Genomic DNA, 16,675 nt, shown 5'->3' with positions numbered 1-16,675 from the left:
AATTAATTAACAGGGTGCTTACCAAAGGCACCCTGAACTATTAAAACCCGGTTTTAAAAAGTGTACATGAAAAATATTGCAATTGCTTTTGCTCTGATACTATTAATTTCAGTATCAGCGACTGCGCAAATTATACAGCCAGCTAAATGGAATGTTTCAATTGATAACAATAATGTAAAAGTTGGTGAAACAGTCACATTAAAATTTACGGCTAATATAGATGCGGGATGGTATTTGTATTCTTCAGACTTTGATCCTGATTGTGGTCCGGTAGTCGCTACTGTTAGCTTGAATAATTCAGAATCATATGAACCTGTAGGGCCTCTAAAAGCTATTGATCCCAAATCAAAAATGGATGAGATCTTTGGGTGTGAGGTAAAATATTTTAAAGGAACAGGAAGCTTTGAACAGGCGGTCAAAATCACATCAACCACTGAGTCAATAACAGGGAGCATCGATGGTCAGGTTTGCTCAGATGAAACAGGGCAATGCATATTGGTAACAGAGGACTTTAACCTGTCGGTTAATGTTTCCGGAGGAAGCAGTGAGAAAGCAAAAATAGATTCAAATAATCATCAAAAAGAAGCTGAGACCTCAAAATCATCTTCTATTAATAAAGATACAATTGATGAATCGCAGGCACAAAAATATGATATAACCCAGCCGGTCAATGAGGAAAATATAAGCATTGACCAGTCGTTCATAGTCGGAGAAAGAAAGGGGTTATATGTTAAAGATTTTCCTTCCTTCTTTACTAAAGATGTAAAACCGGAAGAGGAAAATAAGGGCCTACTCTTATTTATGGTAGTAGCCTTTTTAAGTGGTTTGGTAGCTTTACTAACCCCTTGTGTATTTCCAATGATTCCAATGACGGTTTCATTCTTCACTGGTAAAGGAAGTAAGTCAAAAGCAATCAGGGATGCATTGATATATGGCATTTCAATCGTTGCGATTTACACAGTAATAGGCGCTGCTCTTTCTCCGTTTATGGGACCCGAAACCGCCAATCATCTGGCAACAGAATGGCTTCCCAACGTCATCTTTTTCTTAGTGTTTTTAATTTTTGCTATTTCATTCTTTGGAGCTTTCGATATTGTATTACCGTCAAATCTGGTAAATGTTATGGACAAGAAGGCCGACAAAGGAGGGTTTCTTGGTCCATTCTTTATGGCTTTTACCCTGGCATTAGTTTCATTTTCTTGTACCGGCCCAATAGTTGGGTCGCTATTAGTCGAATCAGCCGGAGAAATTGGTATTAAACCAATCGCAGGAATGTTTGCTTTTGGATTGGCATTTGCGATACCATTTACTCTTTTTGCAATATTCCCAAACTGGTTAAGTTCCCTTCCCAAATCAGGAGGATGGTTAAACTCGGTAAAAGTTGTGCTTGGATTTATTGAATTAGCGTTGGCATTTAAATTCTTAAGTGTTGCAGATCAGGCTTTTCATTGGGGAATATTAGATAGAGAGATTTACCTTGGTATTTGGATTGTGATTTTTACTTTAATGGGTTTTTATCTGCTTGGTAAAATTCGCCTTCCTCATGACAGTCCGATGGATAAAATTGGTGTGGGAAGATTTTTATTTTCCATTATCACTTTCTGGTTTGTTATATATCTGATTCCAGGCATGTTTGGCGCACCTTTAAAAGCATTAGCCGGTTATTTACCTCCAATGCATACTCATGATTTTAATTTAGTAGGTATGATTAAAGGTGAGGAAGACACAGGCCCGGATGCGAATGTAAAATATTCTGAATTCCTTCATTTACCTCACGGATTGGATGGTTATTTCGATTATGGGCAGGCTCTTGCTGCAGCAAGACGGGAAAACAAACCTATTTTTATAGATTTTACAGGACATGGTTGTACCAATTGTCGTGAAATGGAAGCTGTAGTTTGGTCAGATCCAAGAGTACAGGAAAGGTTAAAAGAAGATTATATTATTTTGGCATTGTATGTAGATGATAAAACTGAACTCGATAAAGAAGAATGGTATATTTCTGCATTTGATGATAAGGTGAAGAAAACACTCGGTAAACAAAATGCAGACATACAGATTCAGAGAGCAAATAACAATGCCCAACCAAATTACATTCTTTTAGATACAGATCAACATGCATTAGTGCCTCCTGTGGGATATGATAAAGATGTTGATAATTTCATTGATTTTCTAGACCGTGGAAAAGAAGCTTTTTATGAGAAAAACTAAATTTTTATTCCTGATCATATCAGGTCTTGTGATGTTAGTATCCAGTAATGCAATCGCGCAGGATACCAGTTTTTCTAAACACACTGAAGAAGGCATTGCTTCCTATTATCACGATAAATTTACAGGGAGATCAACCGCTTCGGGAGAAAAATACGATCCTAAAAAGTTAACTGCTGCTCACCCTAAACATCCTTTCGGAACAGTTTTGAAGGTAACCAATCTTAAAACGGGAGCAAGCACGACGGTTACTGTCAACGATCGGGGGCCTTGGGTCAAAGGTCGAATAATTGATGTTTCAAGGGTTGCTGCAGAGAAGATCGGTTTGATCAGAGCAGGCCTTTTAAAAGTTAAGGTTGAAGTTATAAGCTTTCCATAAAAAAAGGCTATCACAATGATAGCCTTTTGTATTTTACTTCAGTTCCTCTTTAATTAATCGGAACTTTTTCTAATACGATATCTATAATATCCTGAGTTGAAACATTATCAGCTTCCGCTTCATAATTCAACAGGATTCGGTGACTAAGTACATCGTGTGCTACTTCTTTAATATCTTCTGGAAGAACATAGTCTCTCTGATTAAAGAAAGCAACTGCTTTTGCTGCTAAGTTCAGGTTTATACTTGCCCTGGGAGAAACCCCGAATTGTACATAATTCGCCACGTCGGGCATATTATATTCAGCAGGTCTTCTGGTGGCAAATACCAATTCAATTATATATTTTTCAAGTTCCTCAGAAATTGAGACTGAATTAACTTCATCTCTTATCTGAAAAATCTCTTCTTTGGTTAGTACCGTTTCAACTGTTTGATTGAACTGAAGGTTTGACATTCTTTTCATAATCTCCAACTCATCTTCCTTGCTTGGATAATCCACATATACCTTAAGCATAAATCTGTCAACCTGTGCTTCCGGTAGTGGGTACGTACCTTCCTGGTCAACCGGGTTTTGAGTTGCCATAACCAGAAACGGTCTGTCAAGCTTATAGGTGTTTTCTCCAATTGTAACTTGTTTTTCCTGCATGGACTCCAACAAAGCAGACTGAACTTTAGCAGGAGAACGGTTAATCTCATCAGCTAAAATAATATTAGCAAAGATTGGCCCCTTTTTAGTTTCAAACTCTGCTTTCTGCTGATTATAGATCATTGTTCCAATGAGGTCTGCAGGAAGAAGATCCGGAGTAAACTGAATCCGTTTAAAATCTAAATGTAAAACATTAGCCAACGTGCTAATGGTTAAAGTTTTTGCAAGACCAGGTACACCTTCCAAAAGGATGTGTCCGTTTGTAAATAAGCCGATCAATAATCTGTTGACCATCTTCTGCTGGCCTACAACAACTTTATTAACCTCAGAAAACACTCTTTGGATCTTTTCCTGGTGCTCGTGAATCCTATCTTGATTTATGGCATTTTGATTTTCTTCCATAATTTCTGATCATCCAATTTAGAAAGTAACAAAGATATAAAAGATTGAGAATTATACTCTTTATAATTCTTTATTATACCCTTTATATGTACTTGAAATATGCTCTTTTAACAAAGATTAACCTAAACAAAACAGGCATCTCTTTTGGGAGATGCCTGTTCTATTAATATCTAATCTATTTATTCTGTTCCTGAATCAGCATCCTTCTTTTCAGGATTCCATTCAACAACATTATAACCTAGACCTTTTATCTTATCCATTAAGCTTGCTTTATCCCCAACAATAACCACTGTTAACTTGTCATATGGAATATATTTTTTAGCAAGAGTATTAAGCTCTGCAGCTGTAACATCGTTAATGATCTTAGCTTGTTGCTTAACATAGTCTTTTGGAAGATCATACTCCTGAATTCGGCTTAAATAGCCTGCTTTTTGGAAAGGAGTCTCATACTTTAATGCATCACGTTGAGCAACTGACTTTTTCATGAAAGCCAATTCTTCTTTTGTAATACCATTATCAGCGTAATCTTTTAATTCTTTCATGATCTCAACTAAAGCGCTATCAGTAGCATTGCCTTTTATGCCGGCAGATACTGTGAAAGGGCCCGGAACATCAGATGATGAGAAATAAGATCTCGCTCCGTACGTCCAGCCTTTATCTTCTCTTAAGTTAAGATTTATACGCGAATTGAAAGCTCCCCCAAGTGGGTAGTTCATCAATGTAGTCTTGAAATAAGGACCGGTAACATCGTATCTTAAATCACTCACATAACCTACACGGATCTGGCTTTGAGGAGCACCTTCTTTATCAACAAAGTAAACTGTTGTCTTATCAATCTCAGGAGTAGCTGGTAATTCAGGAACTTCAACACCTGTGTTTTCCCATTCTTTTAGGAAGGCCAGACTTTCTAACGCTTCTTTTTTCTCTACATCACCAACAACAGTTATAGATGCCAATCCAGCAGAATAATTCTTTTCGTAGTATTCCTTCACATCTTCAAGAGTAATATTTTGTAATGTAGCAATATTACCTGAAGAAGGAAGAGAATATATATGGCCATCACCGTAAAGCAATCTATCAAATATATTACTAGCAATTGAAGCAGGATCTTTTAGTGAAGCCATTACGCTTTCGAACTGTTGCTTTTTCAGCCTTTCGAATTCTTCCTGAGTAAACTTTGGCCTGTAAAGAATCTCTTCGGCAAGCTCTAAAGTTTTATCCAGGTTTTTACTTAGAGTCTGAATTGTCATTTGTGAAGAACTTGATCCTGCACTAACACTAACAGTAGAACCTAATTTTCTTAATTCTTCTTGTATTTCCTCAGCAGAATAATTCTCTGTAGACTCATTCATCAAAGAAGCTGTCAATTGAGCGATACCTGCTTTGTCCTGCATTTCAGACTCCATTCTGGCACCACCTTCGATCTCTATAAGTATTGCTACAGTTGGAACTTCATCACTTTTAGTACCGATCATCTTGATACCATTGTCCAATTTTGCAGTCCAAAAATCTGGAACAGGCACAAGAGGAGCTTTTCCGCTTGCAGGCGTTTCACTTCTGTCAAAAGAATCTTTTTCAGGAGTTCGTGCGCTTACTTTTGAGTAATCAGTAGTTGGATAAGGATTATCTCCTTCAGTATCAGGCTCAAAATTATCAGCTTGTGCAGGTGGTGTATTTGCATCAGGAACAACACTTAAATAAACAGCATTCTTTCCTTTAATATATTTATTATATACACGCATTACATCTTCTTTGGTAACATCAAGATATCTTTGAAGATCTTTTCCGATATAATCAGCATCATCAGCAAAAGTTTCATATGCAGCTAATCTGCTTACCTTACCACTTACTGATGTTAAGCCATTAATAAAACTGCTTTCATAAGTAGCTCTGATTTTCTCGATATCCTCTTCAGAAACACCTTTTTCTTCAAAGCTTTCGAAAATTATCTTTCTCATCTCCGTTTCGAAATCAGAAAGGCTTCTACCAGGATACGGTAATACGAAGAAAGTCATCTCTCCCGCTAATTCAGAAGAATTATGAAATGCACTTCCCTGAATTGCTTTTTGTGTTTTTACAAACTCTTTATAAAAGAATGATTTTTTTCCAGTTCCAAAAAGCTGACCTAAATAATCAAGCGCTGCCTCATCTTCGTGATAAGCAGGCACAGTTGGGAAGGTTACAATCAGGGCAGGGAAACGAATATTCTTATCTTCATAGTGAACATACCTGTCTTCATCTACAGAGATAGGTTCAATTTCAAGGTCATTAACTTCGGGACCTGCAGGAATAGTACCAAAATATTTTTCAGCCATTTTAACAACTTCTTTGGTGTTTACATCTCCACCAACAGTTAAAACAGCATTGTTAGGTCCATACCATCTTAAGAAGAATTTTTTCAGGTCTTCTACATCTACTCTGTCGAGGTCTTCCAGCTTACCAATAGTTAACCAGCTATACGGGTGACCATACGGATATAATGACTCAGCTTGGAGCTCTCTGAAAAGCCCGTAAGGAGCATTATCATATCGTTGTTGTTTTTCATTCTTCACTGTTTCACGCTGTACTTCAAATTTCTTTTGAGTAACAGCAGGAAGCAAATAGCCCATTCTGTCAGCCTCTAACCACAGCATGGTTTCAAGTTGGTTACTTGGTACCGTTTCAAAATAATTTGTTCTGTCACGGTTGGTAGTACCATTTAGAGTTCCACCTGATTCAGTTACGATTTTAAAATGTTCTTCATCAGCTACATTTTCTGATCCCTGAAACATCATGTGTTCAAAAAAGTGTGCAAAACCAGATTTTTTAATTTCTTCTCTTGCTGAACCTACGTGGTAAGTAACATCAACATGAACTAGAGGATCCGAATGATCTTCATGAACAATAAGAGTTAATCCATTTTCAAGCTTATACTTCGAATAAGGAATTGTAAGCTCTCCATCTTTCTTTTCAACTTTTTCGATCAACTTGGTCTGTGCAAAAGTTGACCACGAAAAAAGTATCAAAAAGGCAATTAAAGCCTGCTTGGTTGATAATGATTTAAACATTGTGATTCTAATTTGATTGCAACAACAAAATTAACCAAGAATATGGTGAGAGAGTCTAATAAATATTTAAGTGGTAAATAAACTAAATGAGTGGAAAAAACAAAAGCCCTCATTTCTGAGAGCTTTTGGTACCAGAGGCGGGACTTGAACCCGCACGGCCAAGAAGGCCACAAGATTTTAAGTCTTGCGTGTCTACCAATTCCACCACTCCGGCATAGACTAGATTACTAGTCTGTTAATACGGTAGAAAAAAAAATTGAGAGAAGTATCTCTCAATCGAAGTGCTATTTTGAGCGAAAGACGGGATTCGAACCCGCGACCCCGACCTTGGCAAGGTCGTGCTCTACCAGCTGAGCTACTTTCGCTTGTAATTCCCTTACCGTTTGAAAGGGACTGCAAATATAATACACGATATGTATTTTTCAATACTCTGAGATAATTTTTTAATGAAAAAAATTAGTCTTTTTTCATCATCATCTTTATCTCATTGAGTTTCAGTAGGGCTTCCACTGGAGATATTGTATTTATATCTAATCCATCGATCAATCCTTTCACTTCTTCAAAAGCCGGATCTGCCTCAAACATGCTTAATTGAAAATTATTTTTTGGTACTGAAGCAATTTTTTCCTTTTCATTTTTACTCAGTTTATCTTTCTCCAGGTGTTGAAGAATTTCATGGGCACGAAGAACAACCTGGTTTGGCATACCGGCTAGTTGTGCCACATGAATACCAAAACTGTGTTCGCTACCACCTTCTTTCAACTTCCGCATAAATATGATCTTATTGCCAACCTCTTTTACACTAACATTAAAGTTCTTAATTCCGCCAAAGTCATCGGCTAATTGATTTAATTCATGATAGTGAGTAGCAAATAAGGTTTTCACCGGGAGATCATTGTTATGAAGGTACTCAACAATAGACCAGGCAATAGAAATACCATCATAAGTACTGGTTCCGCGACCAATTTCGTCCATCAAAACAAGTGAGCGGTCACTTAAATTATTCAAAATACTGGCTGTTTCAGTCATTTCAACCATAAAGGTTGATTCTCCCTGAGACAGGTTATCAGATGCTCCTACCCTGGTAAAAATTTTATCAACAATTCCAATTTCAGCAGTTTTAGCTGGAACGAAACACCCTATTTGCGACATTATTACTATCAAGGCAGTTTGCCGCAATAATGCTGATTTACCGGCCATATTTGGACCAGTTATGATTAAAATTTTATTGTCGCTATCATCAAGGTAAACATCATTCGGAACATATTCCTCACCGATAGGTAATTGCTTTTCAATTACCGGGTGACGGCCTTCTTTAATATCAATGTTTCTGTGATCCTTGATTTCAGGTTTTACATACTTCTCTTTGATCGCCAGGTATGCATAAGAGGCAAGGCAATCCAGCATCGCTAGTACCCTGGCATTTTCCTGGATCTGAGCAACGTATTCAGCTGCAGTTCTGATCAATTCATTATATAAATTATGCTCAATTACATGAAGTTCATCTTCCGCATTAAGTATTTTGTCTTCATACTCTTTAAGCTCTTCAGTTATATATCGCTCAGAATTAACCAGAGTTTGTTTTCTTATCCATTCTGGCGGAACTTTATCTTTATGAGTATTTGTGACCTCTAAATAATAGCCAAATACTTTATTGTAGGCAATTTTTAAAGAGGGTATACCCGTGCGTTCCATCTCTCGTTGCTGGAGCTGAGCAAGATAGTCTTTACCGGAAAAAGCTATTTTACGCAATTCATCAAGCCTTTCATTGACGCCCCCTTTAATCACATTACCCTGTGTGGCATTTAATGGTGGGTCTTCCGCTAATTCAGTTGTTATCTTTTCAAGAAGGGTTTCACAAGGGCTTAATCTTTCGGCAATTTTTTGAAGTTCTCCTTCTCCACTTGCTTCAAGTAATGAAATAATTGGCTGAGTATTTTCAATAGATCTTCTAAGTTGCACTATTTCCCGTGGATTAATACGGCCCACAGCTACCTTCGAAATTAATCTTTCAAGATCATTGATGTTTTTTAGATGAGAAATTATACCTTCTCTTAATTTTTCATCCTTAACTAATAACTCTACTCTATTTAATCGCTGTTGGATCAGGTATTCATCTTTTAAAGGTAAAACCAACCATTTCTTCAAAAGTCTGGCTCCCATTGGAGAAACAGTCCGATCTAGAATATCAATTAATGGAACTCCTCCCGGTTGTTGAGGAGCAATTAATTCCAGGTTTCGTATTGTGAATCTATCCAGCCACACATACTTTTCTTCTTCAATTCTCGAGATTGCAGAGATGTGAGCAAGATCTTTGTGCTCAGTATCTTCCAGATATTGTAATATAGACCCGGCGGCAACTATACCATCATGCATTTCTTCAACTCCAAACCCTTTTAAAGAATTGGTCTTGAAATGATTCGTGAGTTTTTCGTAAGCAAAATCATATTGGTAAACCCAGTCTTCAAGGGTATATGTATTATATCGTTCAGAAAACCCCTGGTCGAAATTCTTACGTTGGGCTTTGTTATATATGATTTCTGCAGGAGCAAAACCCTGAATAAGTTTTTCAGCATACTGTTTTGTTCCTTGTGTAGTAAGAAACTCACCAGTAGACAGATCGAGAAATGCCACCCCCCAGGATTCATTATTTACATGAATAGAAGCAAGAAAATTGTTCTTTGACCTGTCGAGCACATTATCATTAAAGGACAAACCAGGTGTTACAAGTTCGGTAACTCCTCTTTTTACTATTCCTTTAACTGACTTGGGATCTTCAAGCTGGTCACAAATTGCCACCCGATGACCTGATCTAACTAATTTTGGCAGGTATGAATCTAATGCATGATGAGGAAACCCTGCTAATTCTATTTTCGCAGCTGCTCCGTTTGACCGCTTAGTCAATACTATATCCAGTACTTTTGCCGCTGTTACCGCGTCTTCTCCAAATGTCTCATAAAAGTCTCCAACTCTGAATAAAAGCATTGCCCCAGGATACTTGGCTTTAATCTGGTTATACTGCTTCATCAGGGGAGTTTCTTTCCCAGCGCTTTTACCTGCCATACCTTCTCAATTAAATTAGGATGTTGTAGTTTTGCTTACTCAAACATCAAAAATAAAAATAATTAACGACTATACAGCCAGGTATTTGAATTTATGCGAAAGTTAAAGACACAAGAGCTCAATAGATTGTCACCGGAAGAGTTTGAGCAAGCAGAAAAGTTCCCCCTAGTTTTAATTCTGGATAATATCAGAAGCATGAACAATGTCGGATCTTGCTTTAGAACCGCTGATGCATTCAGGCTGGAAAAATTATTTCTATGCGGAATAACAGCTCAACCTCCACACAGAGAGATTCAAAAAACTGCACTCGGTGCAACTGAAACTGTCACCTGGCAATATGAAAAAAATGTTTCTGATGTAATTAAAAAATTAAAAGACGAAGGTTATAAAGTTTACGCTCTTGAACAAGCCGATAGGAGTACTATGCTTGATAAAATACCTGATAATAATGAGAAAATAGCTCTAGTTATCGGAAACGAGGTCTTTGGTGTGTCAGATGAAGTTATTTCAGAAGCTGATGTTGTGGTTGAAATACCTCAGTTTGGTTCAAAACACTCTTTTAATGTTTCTGTAGCAACAGGTATCGCTGTTTGGGAAATTGTTAGAAAAAATGGGTGGATCAATTAAATAAAGCCGCTTTTTAATTTAACGAATATTCAATCAATTCATTCTGAGAGGTTTCTGTCTCTCCAGTATCTTCATTAACTACAAGGTCGGTTTCAGTTAATATTATCCCTACTTCTGGAGCAAAATAAAACCGGGTGATTGGTAGAAAACTCTCAAAATCGTCAAGTAGAAAAGGTAAATTGATTGATTGTTCTACAGCTATCACATCATTAAATGTACCAGCTTGTGTAGTAAGACTAATTTCTTTTTGGATCAATTCAAAAACAACTTCAACGTCTACAGCAATTCCTTCAATGAGTTCCCCATCAAACTCAATACTGTTGAGGACAAAATTATAATTCCAGGTGTCGCCAATACTTTTATTAGACATCAACAAGGTTACTTCGCTTTCTGCCTGGGAAATGTCTGCTGAAAACTCTAAAAAATCCTCAGCATAAACAATATAGTCAGTTCCTTGCCTTCTAACATACAGTGTGTCTAATCGATTACCAAAACTATCTGTAGTCTCAATCATAGAATAAGAAATTCCCTTTATTAAATAATCTGAATTGATTACAGTATTCGTCAGTTTTTCTTCATCACTAATAATCTGATCGCTATTAAGGTCTTCGCCATAAACCCAATAATTCCCTAAATCAAGAGGAAAATAATCCTGGCTGGCTTCAGGAGTCTCTTCATCATCTTTACATGAGTAGGAAAGAACTAACACAAAGACAAGAGTTATTAATTTGAAATGTTTTATTAAGGTAATTGGTTTCATAATTTTAATATACAAAATATTATTAAGCTCTAAACAAAACAGCCACCAAAAAGGTGGCTGTTATTGGGAGCACATAGTTTCTTTTAAAGAAACATGTAATTAAAAACAGTTGTCTTTAGAAAGGAAGTTTGTTAGACTTTAACATTTCTCCTGCAATTGCTCTTCTTACTTCTTTATAATTTATTGGATCAGCTTTAGTGAATCTCTTAAGACCCATCAGCATCACCTTCTGCTCGTCTCCTGAAACAAATGAACAGATTGCCTCATGTCCGGCAGTTTTGATCTTATCAATCGCTAATGCCAGATATAATTTACTCATATTGATCTGGAACTGAGCAGCCTCTTCACCTAAAGTGTTGATCAATTTCTCAGTTCTTAATAGGGCTGATTCAGCAGCATAAACCTCGACCATAACATCGGCAAGATTCATTAAAATCTCCTGCTCATCATCGATCTTGTTCATAAATGTCTGAGCTGCTTTACCACCAATCATCAAGAATACCTTCTTAAGGTTTTTAAGCACATGATATTCTTTTCCGAAATAGCTATCGCCATAATCAACGTTGAAATCAGGGATTCCGGTAAGTTCTTTAGAAATTGCCATAGCTGGTTCCATCAAATTGATTTCACCTTTCATAGCTCTTTTAAGAAGCATCCCTACCATCAACATTCTGTTGATCTCGTTTGTACCTTCATAAATTCTGGTAATCCTTGCATCTCTATAAGCACGGGCCATTGGAGCATCTTCAGAGAATCCCATACCTCCGTAGATCTGAACACCTTCATCTACACAATAATCAAGAACTTCAGAACCATGAACTTTAGAAATTGCACACTCGATGGCAAATTGCTCAATACCCTTAAGCTTTGCCTCAGCGTCTTCCATTCCTCCGTCTTTAAGAGCATTCATCTGGTCTTCGATATCCTGACCAGCGCGATAATTCAGTGACTCAGTAGCATAGATCATAGCCGCCATATTAGCTAGCTTATGCTGAATAGCACCAAAGTTACCAATGCTTGTTCCAAACTGCTTTCTATCATTAGCGTATTGTGTTGCCAGGTTAGCAGTTTCTTTCATTCCACCAATTCCACCAACACCAAGCTTGATACGGCCAATATTCAAAATGTTTACAGCGATTTTGAAACCGTTTCCTCGTTCTGAAAGCATATTCTCAACAGGAACTTTCACATCATTGAAAAACACCTGTCTTGTTGATGAACCTTTTATTCCCAACTTAACCTCTTCGTCATTCATTGAGATTCCATCCCAGGTACGCTCAACTATAAAAGCTGTCAAGTTTTTATCATCTTCGATCTTAGCGAACACAATTAAAAGGTCAGCATATCCACCATTAGATATCCACATTTTCTGACCTGTGATGCTATAATATTTACCGTCATCTGAAAGAACAGCTTTAGTTTTTCCACTGTTTGCATCAGATCCCGCATCTGGTTCTGTCAGGCAGTAACATCCGATCCACTCACCTGTAGCAAGTTTCGGTAAATACTTTTGCTTTTGTTCTTCAGTACCATAATAAAGAATCGGAAGAGTTCCGATACCTGTATGGGCACCATATGTTGTTGAGAAGGATCCGCTTGCTCCCAATACATCAGCGATCAACATTGATGTATTAAAGCTCATACCTAACCCGCCATATTCTTCTGGAATTGTAATTCCGAGTAATCCTAACTCTCCTGCTTTTTTCAATAATTCAGCTCCAAGGTGGTATTCTCCTTTTTCAAGCTTATCCATTCTTGGCGCTACTTCATGCTCATAAAAGTCACGAGTAGCAGATGCCATCATCTTTTGCTCTTCACTAAATTCTTCGGGAGTAAAAATATCTTGTGCCTTAGTCTCTTTAATAAGAAACTCGCCTCCCTTAATTGCTTCTCTTTTTTCTGTTGCTGTAGACATAATAGTGTTTTTTTGGGTTATAACATTTCGTAAATACCTGCTACACCCTGGCCTCCACCGACACAAGCTGTAACCATACCGTATTTTTTATTTCTTCTTTGTAACTCGCTAAATAACTGAACAGATAGCTTTGCTCCTGTACATCCAAGTGGGTGTCCAAGTGCGATTGCACCACCATTCACATTTACCTTATCCATATCTAGGTCAAGATCCCTGATCACTGCAAGCGATTGAGTAGCAAACGCTTCATTTAACTCAATAAGATCAATATCGTCTTTCTTAAGTCCGGCCATTTCAAGAGCTTTTGGCACTGCTTTGACCGGGCCGATACCCATTACGCGAGGATCTACACCTGCAGTGGCATAAGTAACCATTCTTGCAATTGGCTCTAGGTTTAGTTCTTTGACCATTCGTTCACTCATCACCATAACGAAAGCTGCTCCGTCTGATGTTTGAGATGAATTACCAGCAGTTACGACTCCATTTGCTCTAAAAACAGGCCTCAAACCACTTAGTGCTTCTACCGAAGTTCCTGCTCTTGGTCCTTCATCAGTATCGTGAACGAACTCTCTGGTCTTCTTTTTATCGCCATCTAAATATGTTTCCTCGACATTAATAGGAACGATCTGATCTTTAAAATATCCTTTTTCAATTGCATTAAGAGCTCTCATATGTGAGTTATATGAAAACTCATCAGCATCTTCTCTGGAGATATTATAGTCTGAAGCTACCTCTTCAGCGGTAATCCCCATACTTAAATAATATTCCGGAGTTTGAGATGCAATTTTATAGTTCAATGCGGTTTTGTATCCCATCATTGGAACCATAGACATTGATTCTGTACCCCCTGCTATAATACAATCTGCCATGCCTGCTTTAATTTTCGCAGCGGCCATTGAAATAGTTTCAACTCCTGAACCACAGTAACGGTTAACAGTACATCCAGGTACATTTTGTGGCAGGGAAAGAAGAGAAATCATTCTTCCGATCTGCATTCCTTGTTCTGCTTCCGGCACTGCACATCCCACAAACAAATCATCAACTCTGCTTGGATCAAGATTAGGGACCTGAGAAACCAGGTGCTTGATCACTTCAGCAGCGTAATCATCGGGTCTTGTAAACCTGAGGCTTCCTTTACCGGCTTTACCTACTGCTGTTCTATATCCTTTTACTATATATGCTTCCATGTTAATTTTGTCTTTTACTGATTAATTAAACGATTATTAATTTCTTAAAGGTTTCCCTTTGAACAACAAGCTTTGAATTCTTTCGAGAGTTTTTCTTTCAGCTGTCAGGCTTAAGAACGCTTCTCTTTCAAGCTCTAATAAATAATCTTCCGATACAGTTGTCGGAGAAGACAAATCTCCGCCACTCATTATATATCCGAGTTTTCGTGCAATTTTAGCATCATGCTCAGAGATATAATTTCCATAAAGCATACCAGTGATTCCGGCTTCGAACATAGCCATGGCTGTTTTACCATGAACCTTAATATCCTCCCTCTTAACTGGCATTACATAACCAGCATCATGCATTTCAAGAACTTTGTCTTTTGCATCAGCCAGTAATCTTGATCTGTTATATGTATAAGAATCTTTGGTCTGAATATAATTCAGATCTTCAGCTTCTTTTGCAGAAGTACTTACTTTTGCCGTAGCAATATTCATAAATGACTCCTGTAGTTTATTAAGCTCTACATCGCCCTTTTCATATAAGTCAGAAGTTCTAAGAACCATTTCTTTGGTTCCTCCACCTGCAGGAATTAGTCCTACTCCAAACTCTACAAGACCCATATAAGTTTCGGCATGTGCCTGAATTACATCTGAGTGTAGTGAAAGCTCACAACCTCCTCCTAATGCCATTCCGGAAGTTGCAGCAACTACTGGAATAGAAGAGTAACGAACTCTCATCATTGTTTTCTGGAATTGCGAGATCATCAAGTTAATCTCATCATACTCCTGGTCTGTTGCAAACATGAACAACATCGCAAGGTTTGCACCCGCTGAGAAGTTTTGACCTTCATTACCGATAACCAGCCCTTTGTAATCAGCCTCAGCTTTAGCAATTGCAGTGTTAATTCCTTCAATTACTTCACCGCCAATAGCATTCATCTTGGTATGGAACTCAAGACAAAGAACATCATCTCCTATATCATATAATGTCGCTCCATCATTTTCCCAAACTACATTATTGCCTTTAAAGCTATCTAATAGGATAAGCTCTTCAGTTCCAGGAATTACCTTATATGACTTCGAATCGATGTCATAAAAAAGCTTCTGTCCATTTTCTGACTTGTAGAAAGACTCATTTCCAGCCTCAACCATGTCATAAACCCATTGTGCTGGTTTCATTGACATTTCTTCCATCTGCGAGATCACATCTTTTACTCCGATCGCATCCCACATTTCAAATGGTCCTAATTCCCAACCGAATCCAGCGCAAACGGCTTGATCAATTTTGTAAAGTTCGTCTGCTATTTCAGGAATTCGATTTGAACAATATTTGAATGCATCATAAGATGTTTTCCTGTAAAATTCCCCGGCTTCGTCTTTAGCATTGTGTAAGAATTTCAGACGCTCTTTCAGGTCATCAATTTCTTTTGCCTTTTTGGTTGATGAATAGGATGGCTTAGACCCTTCAACGTATTCGTATGTATCAAAATCGACTTCAAGGATTAACCTTTTACCGTTTTCATCCTTAGTCTTTTTATAATATCCTTGTTTTGTTTTATCTCCCCACCATTTACGGTCATAAAGTTCCTTTACAATTTTAGGAAGCTTAAATGTATCGCGGCTCTCATCATTTGGAAGACCTTCGTAAAGATTGTTAGCTACATTAACCGTCGTGTCTAATCCTACAACATCCATTGTACGGAAGGTTGCTGATTTAGGTCGGCCAACAAGTGTACCTGTAAGTTTGTCAACTTCACCAACTTTAAGACCCATCTCCTCAACAGTGTGCATAGCAGACATCATTGCATATATACCAATACGGTTTGCAATAAATGCTGGAGTATCTTTACACAATACTGTCGTTTTTCCTAAATAAAGATCTCCGTAGTGCATCAGGAAGTCAATAATATCCTGATCAGTCTCCGGAGTAGGAATAATTTCCAGTAATCTTAAATATCTTGGAGGGTTGAAAAAGTGTGTGCCGCAAAAGTGCTTTTTAAAATCATCTGATCTTCCGTCAAGCATCAGGTGAATAGGGATTCCTGAAGTATTACTAGAGATCAATGTGCCTGGTGTGCGGTATTGCTCTACCTGGTCAAAAACCTTCTTTTTGATATCCAGGTTTTCTACGACTACCTCAATTGTCCAGTCACATTCACTGATCAATTTCATGTCGTCAGAAAAATTACCTAAAGTAACCTTTGAAGCATCCTTTTTGTCATACAACGGAGCTGGTTTTGAATTAATAGCCGTTTGATACGCCTCATTAACTATTCTGTTTCTAACCGCTTTGTCTTCTAAGGTAAGCCCTTTAGCTTTTTCCTTTTCCGTCAGTTCTCTGGGGACGATGTCCAAAAGTACAACCTCGACACCGATGTTTGCAAAGTGGCATGCGATTCTGGATCCCATAATACCTGATCCAAGTACAGCTACTTTCTTAATTGATCTGTTCTTCATGT

Annotated in this window: 10 protein-coding genes and 2 tRNA genes; 3 read left to right on the top strand and 9 right to left on the bottom strand. The window is 37.7% G+C overall.

Features of this window, described 5'->3' with window-relative positions; genetic code table 11:
• Positions 1 to 66 precede the first annotated feature (66 nt).
• Together OO013_RS13380 and OO013_RS13375 are read left to right on the top strand one after the other, a co-directional pair.
• Positions 67 to 2,211: a protein-disulfide reductase DsbD family protein gene (locus OO013_RS13380; RefSeq protein ID WP_266057385.1), complete on the top strand. Its 2,145-nt coding sequence runs from the start codon at positions 67 to 69 to the stop codon at positions 2,209 to 2,211.
• Positions 2,198 to 2,587 carry a septal ring lytic transglycosylase RlpA family protein gene (locus tag OO013_RS13375; RefSeq protein ID WP_266057384.1) on the top strand — a complete coding sequence of 130 codons (390 nt, stop codon included), beginning with the start codon at positions 2,198 to 2,200 and terminating at the stop codon, positions 2,585 to 2,587. Before OO013_RS13380 ends, OO013_RS13375 begins: the two co-directional genes overlap by 14 nt.
• A 49-nt stretch (positions 2,588 to 2,636) precedes the next feature.
• Here the strand turns inward: OO013_RS13375 and OO013_RS13370 are convergent, their stop codons facing one another.
• The 5 genes from OO013_RS13370 to mutS form a co-directional block, all read right to left on the bottom strand.
• Entirely contained in the window at positions 2,637 to 3,632 is a 996-nt protein-coding gene (locus OO013_RS13370; protein WP_266057383.1) for an AAA family ATPase, read from the bottom strand.
• A gap of 179 nt (positions 3,633 to 3,811) precedes the next feature.
• The gene (locus OO013_RS13365; RefSeq protein ID WP_266057382.1) at positions 3,812 to 6,679 is read right to left on the bottom strand and encodes a M16 family metallopeptidase; all 2,868 of its coding nucleotides are present in this window, start codon (positions 6,677 to 6,679) and stop codon (positions 3,812 to 3,814) included.
• A gap of 126 nt (positions 6,680 to 6,805) precedes the next feature.
• Positions 6,806 to 6,893 (bottom strand) — tRNA-Leu (locus OO013_RS13360).
• A 78-nt stretch (positions 6,894 to 6,971) separates the two neighbouring features.
• A tRNA-Gly gene (locus tag OO013_RS13355) sits at positions 6,972 to 7,044 on the bottom strand.
• A gap of 91 nt (positions 7,045 to 7,135) precedes the next feature.
• Entirely contained in the window at positions 7,136 to 9,742 is a 2,607-nt protein-coding gene (gene mutS, locus OO013_RS13350; RefSeq protein WP_266057381.1) for a DNA mismatch repair protein MutS, read from the bottom strand.
• Between the two features lie 93 nt (positions 9,743 to 9,835).
• Here mutS and OO013_RS13345 point away from each other — a divergent pair, with 93 nt between their 5' ends.
• The gene (locus OO013_RS13345) at positions 9,836 to 10,369 is read left to right on the top strand and encodes an RNA methyltransferase (protein WP_266057380.1); all 534 of its coding nucleotides are present in this window, start codon (positions 9,836 to 9,838) and stop codon (positions 10,367 to 10,369) included.
• Between the two features lie 13 nt (positions 10,370 to 10,382).
• Here the strand turns inward: OO013_RS13345 and OO013_RS13340 are convergent, their stop codons facing one another.
• From OO013_RS13340 to OO013_RS13325, 4 genes are all read right to left on the bottom strand, one after another.
• Positions 10,383 to 11,129 (bottom strand): hypothetical protein, encoded by a 747-nt coding sequence (locus OO013_RS13340; protein ID WP_266057378.1) that lies wholly within the window; start codon positions 11,127 to 11,129, stop codon positions 10,383 to 10,385.
• Positions 11,130 to 11,244: 115 nt separating this feature from the next.
• Complete coding sequence (locus OO013_RS13335; RefSeq protein ID WP_266057376.1) at positions 11,245 to 13,044, bottom strand: acyl-CoA dehydrogenase FadE; 1,800 nt, start codon at positions 13,042 to 13,044, stop codon at positions 11,245 to 11,247.
• 17 nt (positions 13,045 to 13,061) lie between these two features.
• Positions 13,062 to 14,231: a thiolase family protein gene (locus OO013_RS13330; protein WP_266057375.1), complete on the bottom strand. Its 1,170-nt coding sequence runs from the start codon at positions 14,229 to 14,231 to the stop codon at positions 13,062 to 13,064.
• 36 nt (positions 14,232 to 14,267) lie between these two features.
• Positions 14,268 to 16,673, bottom strand: coding sequence for a 3-hydroxyacyl-CoA dehydrogenase/enoyl-CoA hydratase family protein (locus OO013_RS13325; RefSeq protein ID WP_266057374.1), 2,406 nt, complete (start codon positions 16,671 to 16,673; stop codon positions 14,268 to 14,270).
• Positions 16,674 to 16,675 lie beyond the last annotated feature (2 nt).

Source organism: Mangrovivirga halotolerans (genome assembly GCF_026241165.1).
Classification (GTDB): Bacteria; Bacteroidota; Bacteroidia; order Cytophagales; family Cyclobacteriaceae; genus Mangrovivirga; species Mangrovivirga halotolerans.
Note: the sequence above shows the minus strand (reverse complement) of the source record. Positions and strands in the feature narration are given on the sequence as shown.